Source organism: Variovorax paradoxus (assembly GCF_029919115.1).
GTDB classification, from domain to species: domain Bacteria; phylum Pseudomonadota; class Gammaproteobacteria; order Burkholderiales; family Burkholderiaceae_C; genus Variovorax; species Variovorax paradoxus_O.
Window position 1 is genome coordinate 2,804,914 of the sequence record NZ_CP123990.1, and the last position, 21,130, is coordinate 2,826,043.

The 21,130-nt window shown below is 65.1% G+C and carries 19 protein-coding genes; 14 read left to right on the top strand and 5 right to left on the bottom strand.

The genetic code is table 11. The features are described 5' to 3' along the window. Positions 1-49: 49 nt before the first annotated feature. The 5 genes from ugpQ to ugpB all read right to left on the bottom strand — a co-directional run bounded on the left by ugpQ (position 50) and on the right by ugpB (position 5,035). Positions 50-796, bottom strand: coding sequence for a glycerophosphodiester phosphodiesterase (gene ugpQ / locus QHG62_RS13640; protein WP_281151362.1), 747 nt, complete (start codon positions 794-796; stop codon positions 50-52). 3 nt (positions 797-799) lie between these two features. Then, positions 800-1,807 (bottom strand): sn-glycerol-3-phosphate ABC transporter ATP-binding protein UgpC, encoded by a 1,008-nt coding sequence (gene ugpC, locus QHG62_RS13645; protein WP_281151363.1) that lies wholly within the window; start codon positions 1,805-1,807, stop codon positions 800-802. A gap of 43 nt (positions 1,808-1,850) precedes the next feature. Further along, positions 1,851-2,699, bottom strand: a complete 849-nt coding sequence (gene ugpE, locus QHG62_RS13650) for a sn-glycerol-3-phosphate ABC transporter permease UgpE (RefSeq protein WP_281151364.1) — start codon at positions 2,697-2,699, stop codon at positions 1,851-1,853. A 45-nt stretch (positions 2,700-2,744) separates the two neighbouring features. Continuing rightward, on the bottom strand, positions 2,745-3,626 hold the full coding sequence (gene ugpA / locus QHG62_RS13655; protein ID WP_281151365.1) for a sn-glycerol-3-phosphate ABC transporter permease UgpA: 882 nt from the start codon (positions 3,624-3,626) through the stop codon (positions 2,745-2,747). Between the two features lie 95 nt (positions 3,627-3,721). Then, entirely contained in the window at positions 3,722-5,035 is a 1,314-nt protein-coding gene (gene ugpB / locus QHG62_RS13660) for a sn-glycerol-3-phosphate ABC transporter substrate-binding protein UgpB (protein ID WP_281151366.1), read from the bottom strand. Between the two features lie 225 nt (positions 5,036-5,260). Between ugpB and serA the strand changes: the two genes are divergently transcribed. The 14 genes from serA (at position 5,261) to QHG62_RS13730 (ending at position 21,124) form a co-directional block, all read left to right on the top strand. After that, the gene (gene serA, locus QHG62_RS13665) at positions 5,261-6,493 is read left to right on the top strand and encodes a phosphoglycerate dehydrogenase (protein ID WP_281151367.1); all 1,233 of its coding nucleotides are present in this window, start codon (positions 5,261-5,263) and stop codon (positions 6,491-6,493) included. Between the two features lie 87 nt (positions 6,494-6,580). Next, positions 6,581-10,459: an FAD/FMN-binding oxidoreductase gene (locus QHG62_RS13670; protein ID WP_281151368.1), complete on the top strand. Its 3,879-nt coding sequence runs from the start codon at positions 6,581-6,583 to the stop codon at positions 10,457-10,459. Continuing rightward, complete coding sequence (locus QHG62_RS13675; protein ID WP_281151369.1) at positions 10,456-10,896, top strand: HIT family protein; 441 nt, start codon at positions 10,456-10,458, stop codon at positions 10,894-10,896. The genes QHG62_RS13670 and QHG62_RS13675 overlap by 4 nt, the downstream gene beginning before the upstream one ends. Beyond that, positions 10,896-11,309, top strand: coding sequence for a DUF971 domain-containing protein (locus tag QHG62_RS13680; protein ID WP_281151371.1), 414 nt, complete (start codon positions 10,896-10,898; stop codon positions 11,307-11,309). Before QHG62_RS13675 ends, QHG62_RS13680 begins: the two co-directional genes overlap by 1 nt. A gap of 154 nt (positions 11,310-11,463) precedes the next feature. Next, the gene (gene ubiE / locus QHG62_RS13685; RefSeq protein ID WP_126748374.1) at positions 11,464-12,195 is read left to right on the top strand and encodes a bifunctional demethylmenaquinone methyltransferase/2-methoxy-6-polyprenyl-1,4-benzoquinol methylase UbiE; all 732 of its coding nucleotides are present in this window, start codon (positions 11,464-11,466) and stop codon (positions 12,193-12,195) included. A 35-nt stretch (positions 12,196-12,230) separates the two neighbouring features. Continuing rightward, positions 12,231-13,256 carry a Tim44 domain-containing protein gene (locus tag QHG62_RS13690; protein WP_281151372.1) on the top strand — a complete coding sequence of 342 codons (1,026 nt, stop codon included), beginning with the start codon at positions 12,231-12,233 and terminating at the stop codon, positions 13,254-13,256. 48 nt (positions 13,257-13,304) lie between these two features. After that, the gene (locus QHG62_RS13695) at positions 13,305-13,865 is read left to right on the top strand and encodes a ubiquinone biosynthesis accessory factor UbiJ (RefSeq protein WP_281151373.1); all 561 of its coding nucleotides are present in this window, start codon (positions 13,305-13,307) and stop codon (positions 13,863-13,865) included. Next, a complete protein-coding gene (gene ubiB, locus QHG62_RS13700; protein ID WP_281151375.1) occupies positions 13,862-15,427 on the top strand; it encodes a ubiquinone biosynthesis regulatory protein kinase UbiB in 1,566 nt (521 codons plus the stop codon). Before QHG62_RS13695 ends, ubiB begins: the two co-directional genes overlap by 4 nt. Before the next feature lie 13 nt (positions 15,428-15,440). After that, positions 15,441-16,880 (top strand): sodium:solute symporter family protein, encoded by a 1,440-nt coding sequence (locus QHG62_RS13705; RefSeq protein ID WP_281151376.1) that lies wholly within the window; start codon positions 15,441-15,443, stop codon positions 16,878-16,880. Positions 16,881-17,066: 186 nt separating this feature from the next. Next, positions 17,067-17,411 carry an FmdB family zinc ribbon protein gene (locus tag QHG62_RS13710; protein ID WP_281151377.1) on the top strand — a complete coding sequence of 115 codons (345 nt, stop codon included), beginning with the start codon at positions 17,067-17,069 and terminating at the stop codon, positions 17,409-17,411. A gap of 23 nt (positions 17,412-17,434) precedes the next feature. Then, positions 17,435-18,055, top strand: coding sequence for a DUF502 domain-containing protein (locus QHG62_RS13715; RefSeq protein WP_281151378.1), 621 nt, complete (start codon positions 17,435-17,437; stop codon positions 18,053-18,055). A 33-nt stretch (positions 18,056-18,088) separates the two neighbouring features. Next, complete coding sequence (gene aspS / locus QHG62_RS13720) at positions 18,089-19,894, top strand: aspartate--tRNA ligase (RefSeq protein ID WP_281151380.1); 1,806 nt, start codon at positions 18,089-18,091, stop codon at positions 19,892-19,894. A 7-nt stretch (positions 19,895-19,901) separates the two neighbouring features. Continuing rightward, positions 19,902-20,375: a dihydroneopterin triphosphate diphosphatase gene (gene nudB / locus QHG62_RS13725; protein ID WP_281151381.1), complete on the top strand. Its 474-nt coding sequence runs from the start codon at positions 19,902-19,904 to the stop codon at positions 20,373-20,375. Further along, positions 20,372-21,124: an endonuclease/exonuclease/phosphatase family protein gene (locus tag QHG62_RS13730; RefSeq protein WP_281151382.1), complete on the top strand. Its 753-nt coding sequence runs from the start codon at positions 20,372-20,374 to the stop codon at positions 21,122-21,124. The genes nudB and QHG62_RS13730 overlap by 4 nt, the downstream gene beginning before the upstream one ends. Positions 21,125-21,130 lie beyond the last annotated feature (6 nt).

A 21,130-nucleotide genomic window follows, 5' to 3' on the forward strand; every position in this document is an offset into this window, starting at 1 on the left:
GGCTCGTGACAGCGTGTGTCGAGCCGCCCGGCCGGCGGCGGGGCCTGTGTCAGGCCGCCGGACTGAACAGGTCGACGCGGTCGGTGATGATGCCGTCGGTGCCCAGGTCGATCAGCCGTTGCGCGGCCTGTTCGTCGTTGACGGTGTAGCTCAGCGCGCGCATGCCGGCATCGTGCACTTGCGCGACCGTGGTTGCGTCCCAAAGCTTGTGGTTGCACACGACGGCACTGCATTCCAGCCCGGTTGCCGCCGCCAGCCAGCCGCTCCAGAGCTCGTCGAGCAGGAGCCCGCGCGGCAGTTCGGGGGCGACCGCCTGTGCGCCCTTGAGCGACTCGACCTGGAAGGACGTGAGCAGTGGCGGAATGGTTGCACCCTGCCACAGCCGGGCGGCTTGCTGCGCCACCGCTTCGCCGGTTTCACGCTCGGTACCGGGCGTGGGCTTGATCTCGATGTTGAGCAGGTGGTTGCTGGCCAGGCAGAAGCGGGCCAGGTTTTCGAGCGTGGCGAGCGGTTCGCCCGCAAATGCGCGCGAATGCCAGCCGCCCGCATCGAGCTGCGAGAGCGCGCTCCAGGGCTGCTCGCCGCCGATGCCGCGGCCGCTGGTGGTGCGGTCCAGCTTGGCGTCGTGCATGAGAAAGGCCACGCCGTCGGCGCTGAGCTTGGCATCGCACTCGAACATGCGGTAGCCGTGCGCCGCGCCGAGCCGAAACGCGGCCAGGGTGTTCTCGGGTGCCAGCTTGCCGGCGCCGCGGTGCGCGACCCAGCGGGGATAAGGCCAGGGTTTCAATGCCGGCATCGTTCAGTCTGCCCGCTTGCCGGAGCCGGCGTCGAACCAGTGCAGCTTGTCTTCGCGCGCGGCAATCTTCACCGTGTCGCCTGCAACCGGCGGATGGTCGCCTTCGTCGGTGCGCATGATGATCTGCTCGTCGCCAATGCGGCCGTACACCAGCCGCTCGGCGCCCAGCAGCTCGACCGACTCGACCTGCACGGACCAGCCGCTTTCGTCGAGCTTCATGTGCTCGGGGCGGATGCCGAGAATCTGGCCCGGCCGCACGCCGGGCGCATGCTGCAGCAGGTTCATGGGCGGCGAGCCGATGAAGCTGGCCACGAAGGTGGTGGCGGGCCGGTTGTAGACCTCTTCGGGCGTTGCAAACTGGTCCATCACGCCGCCGTTCATCACGATGATGCGCTGCGCGAGCGTCATGGCCTCGACCTGGTCGTGCGTGACGAACAGCGAGGTAATGCCCAGCTCGCGGTGCAGCTTCTGGATTTCGAGGCGGGTCTGCGCGCGCAGCTTGGCGTCCAGGTTGGACAGCGGTTCGTCGAACAGAAACACCTGCGGCTGCCGCACGATGGCGCGGCCCATGGCCACGCGCTGGCGCTGGCCGCCCGAAAGCTCGCGCGGCTTGCGCTCGAGCAGGTGGCCCAGTTCAAGGATCTTGGCCGCCTTGTCGACGCGCGTCTTGATCTCGGGCTCGGGCACCTTGGCAATCTTCAGCCCGTAGGCCATGTTCTTGAACACGCTCATGTGCGGATAGAGCGCGTAGTTCTGGAACACCATGGCAATGTCGCGCTCGGAAGGTTCGAGCTGGTTCACCACGCGCCCGCCGATGGCGATGTCGCCGGCAGAAATATCTTCGAGGCCGGCCACCATGCGCAGCAGCGTGGACTTGCCGCAGCCCGAAGGCCCGACGATGACGACGAATTCGCCCTTGTTCACCTCGGCCGACACGCCGTGGATGACCTGGTTGGCCTTGGCACCCTTGCCGTAGCGCTTGATGACGTTGCGAAAGGAAATGGCTGACATGTTGTGTGTTTTGAATATCAGGTTGTGGCTGGCGCGCCAGGGCTCATTTTTCAGTGTCGACAAGGCCCTTGACGAACCAGCGCTGCATCAGTACCACGACGATGGCCGGCGGAATCATCGCCAGCATGGCGGTGGCCATGACAAGGTTCCAGTCGACCGCGGCGTCGCCCGAGGCGATCATTCGCTTGATGCCGATGACCACGGGGTACATATCTTCGGTGGTGGTGGCCAGCAGTGGCCAGAGGTACTGGTTCCAGCCGTAGATGAACTGGATCACGAAGAGCGCGGCAATCGAGGTCTGCGACAGCGGCACCAGGATGTCCTTGAAGAAGCGCATCGGCCCCGCGCCGTCTATTCGCGCGGCTTCGACCAGTTCGTCGGGCACCGAGAGAAAGAACTGCCGGAACAGGAAGGTCGCCGTGGCCGAGGCAATCAGCGGGACGGTCAGGCCCGCGTAGGTGTTGAGCATGTTCAGATCTGCCAGCACCTTGTAGGTGGGCAGGATGCGCACCTCCACCGGCAGCATGAGCGTGACGAAGATCATCCAGAAGACGATCTTCTTGAACGGGAAGCGGAAATACACGATGGCAAAGGCCGAGAGCAGCGAGATCGCGATCTTGCCGATGCTGATGACCAGCGCCGTGACCAGGCTGATCCACATCATGCGGCCCACCACCACGCGCGCGCCCTGCGTCTCGGTGCCAAGAAGGGCCGCGGTGTAGTTTTCGACCATGTGCGCGCCGGGCACAAGCGGCATGGGTACGCGCAGGATCTCGTCGCGCGTGTGGGTCGACGCAACGAAGGCCAGGTAGATGGGAAAGGCCACGATGGCGATGCCCAGGAGCAGCACCACGTGCGACAGGACGGTAAGGCCGGGCCGGCGTTCAATCATGGCGAGTGCTCCGGATGAAGAAAGCAAAAGGGAAAGGATGCGCCATCAGTACTGGACCTTCTTTTCGACATAGCGGAACTGGATGACCGTGAGCACGACGACGATCACCATCAGCACCACGGACTGCGCGGCCGAGCCGCCCAGGTCGAGCGCCCGGAAGCCGTCGTGCCAGACCTTGTAGACCAGGATGGCGGTGTCGCGGCCGGGGCCGCCTTCGGTGGTGGCATGCACGATCGCGAAGGTGTCGAAGAATGCGTACACCACGTTGATCACCAGCAGGAAGAAGGTGGTGGGCGACAGCAGCGGAAACTGGATGGTCAAAAAGCGGCGCAGCGGACCGGCGCCGTCGATGGCCGCGGCCTCGATGAGCGCCTTGGGAATGGACTGCAGCCCGGCCAGGAAGAAAAGGAAGTTGTAGGAAATCTGCTTCCAGATGGCGGCCACGACAATGAGCGACAGCGCCTGGTTGGAATTGAGCAGGTGGTTCCAGTCCATGCCCATCTTGCGCAGGCCGTAGCTCACCACGCCGATGCTCGGCGAGAACATGAACACCCACAGCACGCCCGCGATGGCCGGTGCCACCGCGTACGGAATGATCAGGAAGGTCTTGTAGAACAGCGAGCCGCGCAGGATGCGGTCGGCAAAGATTGCCAGCAGGAGCGACACGGCAATGCCGATGCCGGCCACCAGCACCGAGAACAGCGCCGTGACCTTGAACGACTCGATATAGGCCGGGTCGTCGAACAGGGTCTTGAAGTTCTCCAGGCCCACGAAGACGGTGGAGGTGCCGAAGGCGTCTTCGGTCTGCATCGACTGCCAGATCGCCTGGCTGGCGGGCCAGAAGAAGAACACCAGGATGACCGCCATCTGCGGCGCGATCAGCAGCCATGGCAGCCATGCCGATCGGAATAGAACGCGTTTTTCCATAGCCCCTCGAATCCCTCAAAAAACGAAACGCCCGCCCACGGCTTTTGCAGTGGCGGGCGGGCGAGTCTACTTCGGCGCCGGGCCGAACCTGGGCGTCAGCCCTTGTTTGCTTTCTCGAAGCGTTCGAGCTGCTCGTTACCGCGCTTGACGGCGGCATCGAGGGCTTCCTTGGCAGTGCGCTTGCCGTTCCAGATCTGCTCGGTTTCCTCGTCGATGATGGTCCGGATCTGCACGAAGCTGCCCAGGCGCACGCCGCGCGACTTGTCGGTGGTCTTGCGGATCATCTGCGTCACGGCCACGTCGGTGCCGGGGTTCTCCTTGTAGAAGCCCGAGGCATCGGTCAGCTTGTAGGCCGCGGTGGTGATGGGCAGGTAGCCCGTGCGCTTGTGACTCTCGGACTGAACCTTGGTGTCGGACAGGAAGGTGAAGAAGTTGGCCACGCCCTTGTAGTGGTCGGCCGGCTTGCCGGACATGACCCAGAGGCTGGCGCCGCCGATGACGGTGTTTTGCGGCGCGCCCTTCACGTCGGGGTAGTAGGGCAGGGTGGAGATGCCGTACTTGAACTTGGCGTCCTTGGCCACGCGTGCGTACAGGCCCGAGGAGCCGGTCATCATTGCGCATTCGCCCGACGGGAACGCTGCGTCGGCCGTGTTGTTGCGGCCCTTGTAGACGAAGGTGCCGTCCTTGGACATCTTGGCCAGGTTCTCGAAGTGCTTCACCTGCAGCGGCGAGTTGAAGGCCAGGCGCGCCGAGGTGCCGCCAAAGCCGTTGTTCTGCGTTGCGTACAGCGTGTTGTGCCAGGCCGAGAAGCTCTCGAGCTGGGTCCAGCTCATCCAGCTGGTGGTAAACGGGCACTTGTGGCCGCTGGCCTTGAGCTTGTCGGCCGCGGCAATCACTTCGGGCCAGGTGGTGGGCGCCTTCTCGGGGTCGAGGCCGGCTGCCTTGAAGGCGTCCTTGTTGTAATAGAAGATGGTGGTGGAGCTGTTGAACGGGAAGCTCAGCATCTGGCCGTTGGGCGCGGTGTAGTAGCCCGACACGGCGGGCACGTACACGCTGGGGTCGAACTTGGCGCCGCCGGAGTTCATGACTTCGCCCACGGGCTTGATGGCGCCCTTGGAGGCCATCATGGTGGCGGTGCCAACCTCGAACACCTGCAGGATGTCCGGCGCATTGCCGGCACGGAAGGCCGCAATTGCGGCGGTCATCGATTCGTCGTATTGGCCCTTGTAGGTGGGCACGACCTTGAATTCCTTCTGGCTGGCGTTGTATTGCTTGGCGAGGTCGTTGACCCATTCGCCGAGCGGCCCGCTCATGGAATGCCACCACTGGATTTCGGTTTGGGCATGGGCCACATTGAACAGCGTGGTGGCGGCCAGCGCCGATGCCAGCGCGAGCGTCTTGAATCGCATGAAGACTCCTGATGGGAAATGAAAGCGCGGATGCTAGGCCATATGGATGACATGGCCGCGTCACATTGGCGCACGGACTGTTGTCATTTTCCAATCGGGAAAACCCCTTTGGCGCAAGGCTTCCCGCAGGGTGCGGCCCCTCGTGTTGCGCCGCAGCATGCTAGCATCGACTTCCCTTTTTTCGGCCTAGCCTGTTGCCGTGGCCGGGGCTTCCGCGAGTACGTCATGAGCAGCAAAACCTCCCTCGAAAAAAGCAGGATCAAGTTCCTTTTGCTCGAAGGCATCCACCCCTCCGCCGTGGAGGTCCTGCATGCCGCCGGCTACACCAATGTCGAGTCGCTGCCGGGCGCGCTCCCCGATGCGGAGCTCAAGGCCAAGATTGCCGACGTTCACTTCCTGGGCATCCGTTCGCGCACGCAACTGACGGCCGAGGTTTTTGCGGCCGCCCACAAGCTGGTGGCGGCCGGGTGCTTCTGCATTGGCACCAACCAGGTCGACCTGGAGGCCGCGCGCGAACACGGCGTGGCGGTGTTCAACGCGCCTTATTCCAATACGCGCTCGGTGGCCGAGCTGGTCCTGGCCGAAGCCATTCTTCTCTTGCGCGGCGTGCCTGAAAAGAGCGCAGTGGCGCACCGCGGCGGCTGGCTCAAGTCGGCGGAAAACGCCTTCGAGATTCGCGGCAAGACGTTGGGCATCGTGGGCTACGGCTCCATTGGCGCCCAGTTGTCGGTGCTGGCCGAGGCTCTGGGCATGCACGTGGCTTTTTTCGACGTGGTCACCAAGCTGCCATTGGGCAACGCACGCCAGGTGCGCGAGCTGCACCAGTTGCTGGCCCAGAGCGACATCGTCACCTTGCATGTGCCCGAGACGCAGGCCACCCAGTGGATGATTGGCGCCGCAGAAATTGCCGCCATGAAGCCGGGCTCCATCCTGATCAACGCCTCGCGCGGAACGGTGGTGCAGATCGAGCCGCTGGCCGAGGCCCTGAAGCAGAAAAAGCTGCTGGGCGCCGCGATCGACGTCTTCCCGGTCGAGCCGCGCACCAACAAGGACGAGTTCCAGTCGCCTTTGCGGGGCCTGGACAACGTGATTTTGACCCCCCACATCGGCGGCTCGACCATGGAGGCCCAGGCCAACATCGGCCTCGAAGTGGCTGAAAAGCTGGTCAAGTACAGCGACAACGGCACCTCGACCTCGTCGGTCAACTTTCCCGAGGTGGCGCTGCCGGCGCACCCCGGCAAGCACCGGTTGCTGCACATCCACCGCAACGTGCCCGGCGTGCTGTCGGAAATCAACAAGATCTTCTCGGACAACAACATCAACATCTCCTCGCAGTTCCTGCAGACCAACGAGAAGATCGGCTATGTGGTGATGGACATCGACGCGGCCTACTCCGACCTGGCGCTGGAAAAGCTGGCCAAGGTGAACGGAACGATCCGCAGCCGCGTGCTGTTCTAAGGCCCCTCCGGGCAAACCCGCGGGCGGTGGCCTAAAATCCCCACCCCCGGCTATGGGCGCGCAGCGCCCGGCCGAGGTGCCACCCCGATGAATGCTCCGACCGCGTTGACCACGCTGTTGTCGCAGGCCGCAGAGCCTGTACGACTGCGCGAGATCCCCTATAACTACACCAGCTTTTCCGATCGAGAGATCGTGATCCGCCTGTTGGGCGAGCGCGGCTGGGAACTGCTCCAGACCCTGCGCGCCGAGCGCCGCACCGGCCGGTCGGCGCGCATGCTGTACGAAGTGCTCGGCGACATCTGGGTGGTGCAGCGCAACCCCTACCTCGTCGACGACCTGCTCGACAACCCGCGCCGCCGCGGCCAACTGGTCGATGCGCTCAGGCACCGCCTTGCCGAAGTCCAGAAGCGCCGCACCCCCGATAGCGATCTGCCGCGCGACCAACTCGTGGGTGAACTGACCGCACTTGTCGGCCAGGCCGTTGCGGCCTTCGACACCGCTTTTCGCGACGTGGCGGCCTTGCGCCGCAAGGCCACGCGCGTGCTGGGCCGCCTCACGGCCAAGGACAACATCAAGTTCGACGGCCTCTCGCGCGTGTCGCACGTGACCGACGCCACCGACTGGCGTGTGGAATATCCGTTTGTGGTGCTGTGCCCCGACACCGAGGCCGAGATGGCGCTGCTGGTCAAGGGCTGCATCGAGCTGGGCCTCACCATCATCCCGCGCGGCGGCGGCACGGGCTACACCGGCGGCGCCATTCCGCTCACGTGGAAGAGCGTGGTCATCAACACCGAAAAACTCGAGGCCATGACCGAGGTCGAGATGGTGTCGCTCCCGGGCCTGGAAGCGCCCGTGGCCACCGTCTGGACCGAAGCGGGCGTGGTCACCCAGCGCGTGGCCGACGCGGCCGAGCGCGCGGGCTATGTGTTCGCGGTCGATCCCACCTCTGCCGAAGCCTCGTGCGTCGGCGGCAACGTGGCGATGAACGCGGGCGGCAAGAAGGCCGTGCTCTGGGGCACGGCGCTCGACAACCTGGCCTCGTGGCGCATGGTCACACCGCAGGCCGAATGGCTCGAAGTCACGCGCATCGGCCACAACCTGGGCAAGATCCACGACGCCGAGAGCGCCGTGTTCGAGCTGCAGTATTACGCCGCCGACGGCAAGACCAGGCTGCGCACCGAGCGGCTGGACATTCCCGGCCGCACCTTCCGCAAGGAAGGCCTCGGCAAGGACGTGACCGACAAGTTTCTTTCGGGCCTGCCAGGCATCCAGAAAGAGGGCTGCGACGGCCTCATTACCAGCTGCCGCTGGGTGGTGCACCGCATGCCGGCGCACACGCGTACCGTGTGCCTCGAATTCTTCGGCAACGCGAAAGATGCCGTGCCGAGCATCGTCGAGATCAAGGACTTCATGTTCGCCGAGCAGAAGCGCTCGGGCGTGCTGCTGGCCGGCCTCGAACACCTGGACGACCGCTACCTGAAGGCCGTGGGCTACGCCACCAAGTCGAAGAAACACGGCGGCCTGCCGAAGATGGTGCTGTTCGGCGACATTGCGGGCGACGACGCCGATGCGGTGGCGCGCGTCACCTCCGAAGTGGTGCGCATCGCCAACTCGCGCAGCGGCGAAGGCTTCATTGCCATCAGCCCCGAGGCGCGCAAGAAGTTCTGGCTCGACCGCAAGCGCACCGCGGCCATCAGCAAGCACACCAACGCCTTCAAGATCAACGAAGACGTGGTCATTCCGCTGCCGCGCATGGCCGAGTACAGCGACGGTATCGAGCGCATCAACATCGAGCTCTCGCTGCAGAACAAGCTCGCGCTCACCGACGCGCTCGAAGCCTTCTTGCTGCGCGGCAACCTGCCGCTCGGCAAGACCGACGACGCGCACGAGATTCCGGCGGCCGAGCTGCTGGAAGACCGCGTGGCGCAGGCCGTGGCGCTGGTGCAGGGCGTGCGTGCCCTCTGGGCCGAATGGCTGCGCGATGTCGACACGCTGTTTTCGCAGCTGCAAGACCATACGCTGCGCGCCAGCTGGAAGACCCAGCTGCGCCAGCCGCTGCAGGAGATTTTCAGCGGCGCCGAATTCGCGCCCATCCTGGCCGAGTGCACGGCCATTCACAAGCAGGTGCTCAAGGGCCGCGTGTGGGTTGCGCTGCACATGCACGCGGGTGACGGCAATGTGCACACCAACATTCCCGTCAATAGCGACAACTACGACATGCTGCAGACCGCGCATGCGGCGGTGGTGCGCATCATGGCGCTGGCGCGCAGCCTTGACGGCGTGATTTCGGGCGAGCACGGCATCGGCATTACCAAGCTCGAATTCCTGAGCGACGAAGAGCTGAAGCCCTTCATGGACTACAAGCAGCGCGTTGACCCCGAAGGCCGCTTCAACAAGGGCAAGCTGCTGCGCGCGCCTGCCGGCGAAAGCATCGAGCTGCATGCCGACCTGACCAACGCCTACACGCCGAGCTTCGGCCTCATGGGGCATGAGTCGCTGATCATGCAGCAGAGCGATATCGGCGCCATTGCCGACAGCGTGAAAGACTGCCTGCGCTGCGGCAAGTGCAAGCCGGTGTGCGCCACCCACGTGCCGCGCGCCAATCTGCTGTACAGCCCGCGCAACAAGATCCTGGCGACCTCGCTGCTGGTGGAGGCCTTCCTCTACGAGGAGCAGACCCGGCGCGGAATCAGCATCAAGCACTGGGAAGAGTTCGAGGACGTGGCCGACCACTGCACCGTGTGCCACAAGTGCCTCACGCCGTGCCCGGTCAAGATCGACTTTGGCGACGTGTCGATGAACATGCGCAACCTGCTGCGCAAGATGGGACAGAAGAGCTTCCGCCCCGGCAATGCGGCCGCAATGTTCTTCCTCAACGCCACCAATCCGCAGACCATCAAGGCGGTGCGCGCGGGCATGGTGGGCATCGGCTTCAAGGCGCAGCGGCTGGCCAACGACCTGCTGCGCGGGCTTGCCCGCAAGCAGACCGCCGCACCGCCGGCCACGCTGGGCCCGGCGCCGGTGAAAGAGCAGGTGATCCACTTCATCAACAAGAAGATGCCGGGCAACTTGCCGAAGAAGACGGCGCGCGCGCTGCTCGACATCGAGGATGCCGACTACGTGCCGATCATCCGCAACCCGAAGGCGACCACGTCGGAAACCGAGGCGGTCTTCTACTTTCCGGGCTGCGGTTCGGAGCGGCTCTTCTCGCAGGTGGGCCTGGCCACGCAGGCCATGCTCTGGCATGCGGGCGTGCAGACCGTGCTGCCGCCGGGCTATTTGTGCTGCGGCTATCCGCAGCGCGGCAGCGGCCAGTTCGACAAGGCCGAGAAGATGATCACGGACAACCGCGTGCTCTTCCACCGGGTGGCCAACACGCTCAACTACCTGGACATCAAGACGGTGGTGGTGAGCTGCGGCACCTGCTACGACCAGCTGCAGGGCTATCAGTTCGACAAGATCTTTCCGGGCTGCCGGATCATCGATATCCACGAGTACCTGCTCGAGAAGGGCATCACACTGGCCGATGCGAACGGCGGTGGCTACCTGTACCACGACCCCTGCCACAGCCCCATGAAGCTGCAGGACCCGATGAAGACGGTGAAGGCGCTGGTCGGCGACAACGTGCTCAAGAACGATCGCTGCTGCGGCGAGTCGGGCACGCTGGGCGTGTCGCGGCCCGACATTTCCACGCAGATCCGCTTCCGCAAGGAAGAAGAGCTCAAGAAGGGAGAAGCCGCCTTGCGTGCGAACGGCCAGGTCGGCGAAAAAGACAACGTCAAGATCCTGACCAGCTGCCCGAGCTGCCTGCAAGGCCTCTCGCGCTACGGCAACGACCTGAACAATGGCTTGCTCGAAGCCGACTACATCGTGGTCGAAATGGCCAACAAGATTCTCGGCAAGGACTGGATGCCCGAATACGTGGCCGCCGCCAACCATGGCGGGATCGAGCGGGTGCTCGTATGACCAGGCAGCAGGGTTGTCCGTTCTGCGAAGGCCCCGGCGGCCGCGTCGTGTTCGAAGGCGCGAAGCTTCGCGTCATCCATGCCGAAGAGGCCGGCTTCCCGGCCTTCTACCGCGTGATCTGGCGCGAGCATGCGGCGGAGTTTTCCGACCTCGATGCCGCCGACCGCGTGCTGTGCATGGAGGCCGTCGTGGTGGTCGAGCAGTGCCTGCGCGAGCATCTGGCGCCTACCAAGATCAACCTTGCGGCGCTCGGCAACATGGTGCCGCATCTGCATTGGCATGTGATTGCGCGGTTTGCGGGCGACACGCATTTTCCCGGCTCCGTCTGGGCGCCGGTGCAGCGCGAGGCGAATGCGGCACAAGAGGCCGCCGTGGCCGCGCGCCTGCCTGCGCTCGAGAGTGCGATGATCGCCCGACTGGGCACAAGGAGCTTTTGATGGCAGGTTTGCAAGCCGGCGCACCGACGCCGCAATCGATCACCGTGCACGGCCAGTCGCGCATGCTCGAGGTCGGTTTTTCCGACGGCGCCACGTTTCGCATTCCGTTCGAGCTGATGCGCATCTATTCGCCATCCGCCGAAGTGCAGGGCCACGGCCCAGGCCAGGAAGTGCTGCAGACCGGCAAGCGCGAGGTCGAGCTGGTCGACCTGAAGCCGGTGGGCAACTACGCCGTGCAGCCGGTCTTCAGCGACGGGCACGACACGGGCATCTTCTCGTGGAACCTGCTGTATGAACTCGGCGCCAAGCAGGCCGAGCTCTGGGCCGAATACGAACGCCGGCTTGCTGCCGCGGGTGTCGACCGCGATGCGCCGATGCTCGACAAGGGCGGCTCCGCCTGCGGCAGCCACTGACGTCCAAACGTCCTTCGCTACCGAAAAGATAGCCGCGCAGGCAGGCGCGGCGCGCCCTGCAGCGCCCCGCTATTTGAAGAAAAAGCAACAAATGCCCGGCGTCTTCGCAGGGTCGCCATCTTGAGGTGTGTGCTTCCGGCCTAATATCAGGCGCATGAGCACCACCCACTTCGGCTTCGAGAAAGTCGACGAAAGCGAGAAAGCGCAACGTGTTCGCGGCGTCTTCGACTCCGTCGCCACGCGTTACGACCTCATGAACGACCTGATGTCGATGGGGCTGCACCGCGCCTGGAAGGCCTACACCGTGATGGTGGCCAACGTGGGCGAAGGCTCGCGTGTGCTCGACATCGCGGGCGGCACCGGCGACCTCGCACTGGCTTTCTCCAAGAAGGTCGGCGCCAGCGGGCAAGTGGTTCACACCGACATCAACGAAGCCATGCTTCGCACCGGCCGCGACCGCCTGCTGGATGCCGGCGTGGCGCTGCCCACGCTGGTGTGCGACGCGGAAAAACTGCCCTTTCCGAGCGACCATTTCGACGTGGTGACCGTGGCCTTCGGCCTGCGCAACATGACGCACAAGGACATCGCCCTGAAGGAAATGAACCGCGTGCTCAAGCCGCGCGGCAAGCTCCTGGTGCTCGAGTTCTCGAAGGTCGCCAAGCCGCTCGCAAAGGCCTACGACTGGTATTCGTTCAATGTGCTGCCGCGCCTGGGCAAGCTGGTGGCGGGTGACGACGCGAGCTACCGCTACCTGGCGGAATCGATCCGGATGCATCCCGCGCAGGACGAACTCAAGACCCTCATGAAAGAGGGCGGTTTCGGGCATGTGGACTATCACAACATGACGGGTGGCGTGGTCGCCCTTCATGTTGGAATCAAGTGTTGATGACGCGAATTCTTTCGCTCTAAAGAGGAGACGACATGAAAAGTTTGAGTTCTTTGTTTTTGGCTTGCGTGCTGGCCCTGGTCAGCGTGCAGGCCGATGCGGCTCGCATCGGCGGCGGCAAATCGGTCGGCCGCCAGTCGTCCAATGTGACGCAGCGTGAAGCCACATCGCCCAGCTCGCCCGCGCAGCAAAACGCGACCAATGCAGCGCCGCGGCCCGCAACGCCGTCGCCTGCTGCTGCGGCGCCCAAGCGCCCATGGGGTGCAATGCTTGGCGGCCTGGCCGCCGGCCTGGGCCTGGCCTGGCTCGCGAATTCGCTCGGCCTTGGTGCCGGCTTTGCCAACATCCTGCTGATCGGCCTGCTCGTCATGGCCGGCCTCTTTGTGTGGCGCATGTTCAAGGCGCGTTCGGCCGCATCGGCGGGCGCCAACCGCCAGGGCGGCTTCGCCTTCCAGGGTGCAGGCAATCCAGCCAACGCCAGCGCGCCTGCGCAGTACAGCCCCGCCAACGTCGGCAACGACGCCTCGGCACGGCCGTGGGAGCGCAACGCAACCGCCTTTGACGCCTCGCCCGCACACACGGACGAGCGGCATGGCAGCAGCCTTTCCGCGGCCGGTGCTGCGGCCGGCGGCAGCATGATCGGCTCGGCCCTCTCGGGCTCGCAGTCCTGGGGCATTCCAGTCGGCTTCGACGTGGACGGCTTCCTCGGTGCGGCCAAGCGCAACTTCGTGACGCTGCAAGACGCCTGGGACCGTGCAGACGTCGGCACCCTGCGGTCGATGATGACCGACAGCATGGTCGACGAGATCCGCACCCAGCTGGCCGACCGTGCCAGCCATACCGGCGGTGCGCCGAACAAGACCGACGTGGTGATGCTCGACGCCAAGCTGCTCGGCATCGAGGAACTGGCCGACGCCTACATGGCCAGCGTGGAGTTCTCCGGCATGATCCGCGAAGACGACTCGGCCGGCCCCGGCCCGTTCCGCGAAGTCTGGAACATGACCAAGCCCGTCAGCGGCAACAGCGGCTGGCTGGTGGCAGGCGTGCAAGCACTGCAGTAAGCGCATTCCGGCGGCCATGAGGCCGCTTACAGAACCGATAATGGGGACATGGCCACACCATCGTCCCCATTTTCTTTTCTCGACGACCTGTTCAATCGCATCGGCGAACGGCTGCAGCCGCCCGCCTGGGCGGTGCACGAGATCCAGCACCGCGCGGTGCTGTTTCTCAACCATGTGCTGCAGCAGGAGCCCGAAGCCCAGCAGCGGCTGCTGCGGCAGCAGGGGCGGGTGGTGCGTTTCCAGTGGCGCTTCGTCACCATGCAGCTGGTGGCCACGCCCGCCGGCCTGCTCGACCTGGCCCCGCCGGGCTCCGTGCCCGAACTCACGCTCACCGTCACGGATGAGTCTCCCTTCGACTTGGCGCGCGCCACGCTGCGCGGCGACAAGCCGTCGGTACAGATCATCGGCGACGTGCAGCTTGCGGCCGAGGTCAACTGGCTGGTCGACCATGTGCGCTGGGACGTTGAAGACGACCTCGCGCGCCTGATCGGCGACGTGCCGGCGCACACCATTGCCAACGGCGCTCGCAAGGTTGCGGGCGCGCTGCGCCAGTTTGTCGGCGGCAAGGCCGGCGGTTCGGCGGCCGGCCCGGCGAGCACGGCCGAATGAGGCGCTTCTACCGCGGCGTCTTCATCGTCTGGGTCGCACTGCGCTACGGCCTGGACGAGCTCGTGCTCACGAGCTTCCAGAAACCCTGGCTGCGCGTGGTGGCGCGGGTCGTCTCCATCGGTCGCAACCTCGACGCCCCGCGCGGCCAGCGCCTGCGCGAGGCGCTCGAGCGGCTGGGCCCCATCTTCGTGAAGTTCGGCCAGGTGCTCTCTACCCGGCGCGACCTGCTGCCGCCCGACATTGCCGACGAACTTGCCTTCTTGCAGGACCGCGTGCCGCCGTTCCCGTCGTCGGTGGCCATTGCCACCATCGAGCGGGCTTTCCGCCGTCCGGTGGGCGACGTGTTCGTGCAGTTCGACGAGACGCCGATTGCCAGCGCGTCCATCGCCCAGGTCCACTTTGCGACCATTCGCACCAACCTGGGCGAGGTGCGGGAGGTTGCCGTCAAGGTTCTGCGCCCCAGCATGCGCGGCGTGATCGAGAAGGACCTTGCCCTCATGGCCATGATGGCCGGCTGGGTCGAGCGGCTCTCGCCCGACGGCAAGCGCCTGAAGCCGCGCGAGGTGGTCGGCGAGTTCGACAAATACCTGCACGACGAGCTCGACCTGGTGCGGGAGGCCGCCAACGCAGCCCAACTGCGCCGCAACATGGCCGAGCTCGACCTGGTGCTGATCCCCGAGATGTTCTGGGACTTCTGCCACCCCGAGGTGATCGTGATGGAGCGCATGAACGGCGTGCCCATTGCGCAGCTCGACCGCCTGCGCGCGGCTGGCGTCGACATTCCCAAGCTCGCCCGCGACGGCGTCACGATCTTCTTCACCCAGGTGTTCCGCGACGGCTTCTTTCATGCCGACATGCACCCGGGCAACATCCAGGTGAGTCTTGCTCCGGAGACCTTCGGCCGCTACATCTCGCTCGATTTCGGGATCATCGGCACGCTGACCGAGTCGGACAAGGAATACCTCGCGCAGAACTTCGTGGCCTTCTTCCGGCGCGACTACAAGCGCGTGGCCGAGCTGCACCTGGAAAGCGGCTGGGTGCCCGAAGGCACCCGCATCGACGAGCTGGAGGCGGCAATCCGCACCGTGTGCGAGCCGTATTTCGACCGGCCGCTGAAGGAAATTTCGCTCGGCATGGTGCTGATGCGGTTGTTCCAGACCTCGCGCCGCTTTCACGTCGAGATCCAGCCGCAGCTGGTGCTGCTGCAAAAGACCCTGCTCAACATCGAGGGCCTGGGCCGCCAGCTCGACCCCGAGCTCGACCTCTGGCACACCGCCAAGCCCTTCCTCGAGAAGTGGATGGTCGACCAGATCGGGCCCAAGAAGCTGTTCCAGCAGCTCAAGGCCGAGGCGCCGCGCTACGCGAAACTGCTGCCGCAACTGCCCCGCCTGCTGCACGATTTCCTTGAAAATCGGCCGGCCGACAATCGCCGCGAGCTGCTTGAATTGCTGGCCGCGCAAAAGCGCACCAACCGGTTGCTGCAGACCATCATCTATGGTGGCATAGGATTTGTATTGGGTTTGCTCGCCATGCAACTGCTGGTGCGCGTGAAGTTGTTCTAGAGGAGATTTCCCCGTGTTGCTGACGCTGGTTGTCGTTTATCTGCTGGTCACCATCGCGATCGGCCTCTACGCCGCCAAGCGGGTCAAGAACACCACCGACTTCGCCATTGCGGGGCGGCACCTGCCGCTCTTCATGATCGTGACGACCACCTTTGCCACCTGGTTCGGCTCCGAAACGGTGCTCGGCATTCCGGCCAAGTTCATCGAAAACGGATTGAGCGGCGTGGTCGAAGACCCATTCGGTGCGGGCACCTGCCTCATCCTGGTCGGGCTGTTTTTCGCGGGCAAGCTCTACCGCATGACGCTCCTGACCATCAGCGACTACTACCGCGAGCGCTACGGCCGCGGTGTCGAGGTGGCCTGCTCGCTCATCATCATGCTGAGCTACCTGGGCTGGGTTTCGGCGCAGGTTACCGCGCTGGGGCTGGTGTTCAACGTGCTTTCCATTGGAGCCATCAGCATTCCGGTGGGCATGGTGATCGGGGTGGTTTCCATCCTGGCGTACACGCTCTTCGGCGGCATGTGGTCGGTGGCGGTGACCGACTTCATCCAGATGATCATCCTTGTCGCGGGGCTTGCCGTCATTGCCGTGTTCGCCGGCAACATGGCTGGCGGCGCCGACAAGGTGGTCGCCTTTGCGGTCAGCAAGGACCTCTTCAAGTTCTGGCCCGAGCCCAACTGGCACGACATGGTGTTCTTCTTTGCCGCGGCCATCACGATGATGCTGGGCTCCATTCCGCAGCAGGACGTGTTCCAGCGCGTCATGTCGGCCAACAGCGTGAAGGCGGCAACGCGCGGGCCGGTCATCGGCGGCGTGGCGTACATCCTGTTCGCCTTCGTGCCGATGTTCCTCGTGGCCAGTGCGCTGTTGATCATGCCCGAGCAGACCGCCACGCTCCTGAAGGAAGACCCGCAAAAGGTGCTGCCGACCCTGGTGCTCGAGAAGATGCCCTTCGTGATGCAGGTGCTGTTCTTCGGTGCGCTGCTGTCGGCGATCAAGTCGACCGCCTCGGCCACCTTGCTGGCGCCCAGCGTTACCTTCACCGAGAACATCTGGCGCCAATTCCGTCCGTCGGGCACCGACCGCGAGAACCTCATGACCATGCGCATCACCGTGCTGGTCTTCAGCGCGGCCGTGTTGGCCTATGCCATCCGCATGCAGGGCACGCCCATCTACGAACTGGTGTCGGGCGCCTACCAGGTGCCGCTGGTGGGCGCTTTCGTGCCGCTGGTGTGCGGCCTTTACTGGCGCCGCGCCACCACGCAGGGAGCCCTCGCTTCGATCCTGTTCGGCATCGGCACCTGGCTGCTGTTCCTGTCGATGCCCTGGGGCGCCGCGTTTCCGGCCCAGTTGGCCGGTGTGCTCGCCTCTTTCGGCGGCATGGTGGCCGGATCGCTGGTGCCGCAGTGGGTCACCAACACCCGCACGCCGCACCGGATGCTCGCAGCCTAGGAACGCCCCCCGAAGCGCCTTTGGCGCCTCCCCCCACTGGGGGGCGCACCCGGCGGCCCGGCAGAGCCGGTTCCACGGGTGCACTGGCCGGGCCATGCGGGTTCATGCCTGCAGGGGCACCCTTATAATCGAGGGCTTTGCGAGCGGCCTCTGCTCGGTTTTCGCGCCGCTTTTTCATTCAATTCCATGCCCATTTACGCCTACAAGTGCAGCGCCTGCGGCTTTGCCAAGGACGCCCTGCAAAAAATGTCCGATGCGCCGCTCACGGTGTGTCCGGCGTGCGGCGCGAGTGCCTTCGAAAAGCAGGTCACCGCCGCCGGTTTCCAGCTCAAGGGTTCCGGCTGGTACGTGACCGACTTCCGCGACGGCGGCGGCAAGAAGGCCGAAACAGCCACCGCTGCACCCGCGACCAGTGGCGACAGCGCTGCCGCGCCGGCCGCCAAGACCGCGGAGGCTTCCAGCTCCGCGCCGGCACCCGCCCCCGCGCCCAGCCCTGCGCCGGCGCCAGCCGCTGCAGCCAAGAGCGACTGACGCGCGACTGAGAACAACACACCATGCTCGCCCTGCGCAAATGGCTGTTTTCCGGCTTGCTGGTCATCGTTCCGCTGTTCATCACCCTGGCGGTGCTGAAGTGGATCATCGACACGCTGGACCAGACGCTCTGGGTGTTGCCGGTGGTCTGGCAACGATGGCTGCACGACAACAACGTGCGCGGGCTGGGCGTGCTGCTCACGTTGGCCATATTGCTGGGCGTGGGCGCCATTGCAAGCAATTTCGTGGGCAAGCGCCTGCTCGGCTGGGGCGACGCGGTGGTGCGGCGCATTCCGGTGGTGCGCTCGATCTACTCCAGCGTCAAGCAGGTGTCCGACACGCTTTTTTCCGAGAACGGCAATGCCTTCCGGACGGCGGTGCTGGTGCAATGGCCCCGCGAGGGCGTCTGGACCATCGCCTTCGTGACCGGCGCGCCGGGTAGCGACGTGGTCGAGCACCTGGGCGGCGGCGACTACCTCAGCGTCTATGTACCCACAACGCCAAATCCCACGGGCGGTTATTTCGTGATGCTCAAGCGCAGCGACTGCATCGAACTCAAGATGAGCGTGGACGAAGCGCTCAAATACATCGTCTCGATGGGCGTGGTCGTTCCCGGCGGCCCCTCGACCCTCGCGAACAAGTAAGAAACGCGCCTTTGCGGCGCTGGAAATCAAGATATGGCCATGCGTACTCACTATTGCGGTCTTGTGACCGAAGCCCTGATGGGCCAAACCGTCACCCTGTGCGGCTGGGTCAACCGCCGCCGCGACCATGGCGGCGTGATCTTCATCGACGTGCGCGACCGCGAAGGCTACGTGCAAGTGGTGTGCGACCCCGATCGCGCCTCGACCTTTGCCGTGGCCGAAAACCTGCGCAACGAGTTCTGCGTTCAGATCACCGGCCTGGTGCGCGCGCGCCCCGAGGGCACCACCAACGACCAGCTCAAGAGCGGCAAGATCGAAGTGCTGTGCCATGAGCTCAAGGTGCTGAACCCCTCGGTCACGCCGCCGTTCCTGCTCGACGACGACAACCTGTCGGAAACCACCCGCCTCACGCACCGCGTGCTCGACCTGCGCCGCCCGGCCATGCAGCGCAACATGATGCTGCGCTACAAGGTGACGATGGAAACGCGCAAGTTTCTCGACGCCAACGGCTTCATCGACATCGAGACGCCGATGCTCGGCAAGTCCACGCCCGAAGGCGCGCGCGACTACCTCGTGCCAAGCCGCGTGCACGACGGCAGCTTCTTTGCGCTGCCGCAGTCGCCCCAGCTCTTCAAGCAGCTGCTGATGGTGGCCGGCTACGACCGCTACTACCAGATCGTGAAGTGCTTCCGCGACGAAGACCTGCGCGCCGACCGCCAGCCCGAATTCACGCAGATCGACATCGAGACCTCGTTCCTCGCCGAAGAAGAAATCCGCGAAATGTTCGAGGGCATGATCCGCAACGTGTTCCGCAATGCCGCGGGCATCGACCTGCCGGTGTTCCCGACCATGACGTATGCGGACGCCATGTTCAAGTACGGCTCCGACAAGCCCGACCTGCGCGTGAAGCTCGAGTTCACCGAACTCACCGAACTCATGAAGCGCGTTGAATTCAAGGTGTTCTCGAACGCCGCCACCATGCAGGGCGGCCGCGTGGTCGCGCTGCGTGTGCCGGGCGGCGGTGCCGAGGGCGGCCTCTCGCGCGGCGAAATCGACGCGTACCAGGAGTTCGTCAAGATCTACGGCGCCAAGGGCCTGGCCTACATCAAGGTCAACGACGCAGCCGCGGGCCGCGACGGCCTGCAAAGCCCGATCGTCAAGAACCTCGACGACGCCTCGCTGGCCGAGATCATCGCCCGCACGGGCGCGCGCAACGGCGACATCCTCTTCTTCGGCGCCGACAAGGAAAAGATCGTCAACGACGCCATCGGCGCGCTGCGCGTGAAGATCGGCCACAGCGCCTTCGGCAAGAAGGCCGGCCTGTTCGACGACCGCTGGGCGCCGCTGTGGGTGGTCGACTTCCCGATGTTCGAGTTCGACGAGGAAGGCCAGCGCTGGAGCGCCGTGCACCACCCGTTCACCGCACCGAAGGACGGCCATGAAGACCTCATGGACACCGCGCCCGAGAAGTGCATTGCCAAGGCCTACGACATGGTGCTCAACGGCATCGAGATGGGCGGCGGCTCGGTGCGTATCCACCGCGAGGAAGTGCAGAGCAAGGTGTTCCGCGCGCTCAAGATCAGCGCCGAGGACGCCCAGCTCAAGTTCGGCTTCCTGCTCGACGCGCTGCAATACGGCGCACCGCCGCACGGCGGCATCGCCATCGGCCTCGACCGCCTGGTCATGCTGATGACCGGCGCCGAGTCGATCCGCGACGTGATCGCCTTCCCCAAGACCCAGCGCGCGCAAGACCTGCTCACGCAGGCGCCGAGCCCGGTCGACGAGAAGCAGCTGCGCGAACTGCACATCAAGCTGCGCAACACGCCCCAAACCGCCTGATGCGCCCATGACGACGAGCACCCGGCCCTGGAAGATCCCGGAGTCGGTGCTGGTCGTCATTCATACCCCGGCGCTCGACGTGCTGCTGATCCGGCGTGCCGATGCCAACGACTTCTGGCAATCGGTCACCGGCAGCAAGGACCTGGCCGACGAGCCGCTCATGCTCACCGCGGCGCGCGAGGTGGCGGAGGAAACCGGCATCCAGTGCGGGGAGGGCACGCCCCTGGCCCCGCGGCTGGTCGACTGGCAGCTGAGCAACGTCTACGAAATCTACCCGGGCTGGCGCACCCGCTACGAACCGGGCGTGACGCACAACACCGAGCACCTGTTCGGCCTGTGCGTGCCCGAGCGGCTGGTGCCCGTGCTGGCGCCCCGCGAGCACACCGACTGGAAGTGGCTTCCCTACCGCGAGGCGGCCGACGCGTGCTTTTCTCCGTCGAACGCCGAAGCCATTCTGTTGCTGCCAGAATTTGCCAGATGAACCTGCCGGCACACACCCTTCGGGTCGCAACCTACAACATCCACAAGGGTGTGCAGGGCATCGGCCCGGCACGGCGCCTGGAGATCCACAACCTGGGGCATGCCATCGAGCAGCTCGACGCCGACATCGTCTGCCTGCAGGAGGTTCGCAAGATGAACCGGCAGGCCGCGCTTCGCTTCGAGCGCTGGCCCGAGCTTCCCCAGGCCGACTTCCTGGCGCCCGAGGGCTACACCGCCGTCTATGAAACCAATGCCATCACGCGCCATGGCGAGCATGGCAATGCGCTGCTCACCCGCTGGCCGGTGATCCGTACCGGCCACCAGGACATTTCCGACCACCGCTTCGAACAGCGCGGGCTGCTGCACGTCGTCATCGAGGTGGAGGGCCGGCCCGTGCATGCCATCGTCGTGCACCTGGGGCTCATCAAGGGCAGCCGCGTGCGGCAGGTCGCCCGGCTGAGGGAGTTCATCGAACGCGAAGTGCCCGCCGGCGAAGCGGTGGTCGTCGCGGGAGATTTCAACGACTGGGGCGCGCGCATGCGCTACGCCATGAACGCCATGGGCCTGCGCGACACCAGCGACCTGCGCGGGTCGCGAACCCTCACCTATCCCTCGCGCCTGCCTGTGGCGCAGCTCGACTTCGTCTATGGGCGCCAGCTGGAGCCGGTCGCCTGCACGGTGCCGCGCGGGCCGATCTGGGCGCGCATGTCGGACCACTTGCCGCTGGTGGCCGATTTTGTGCTGGCATGAGCCCCG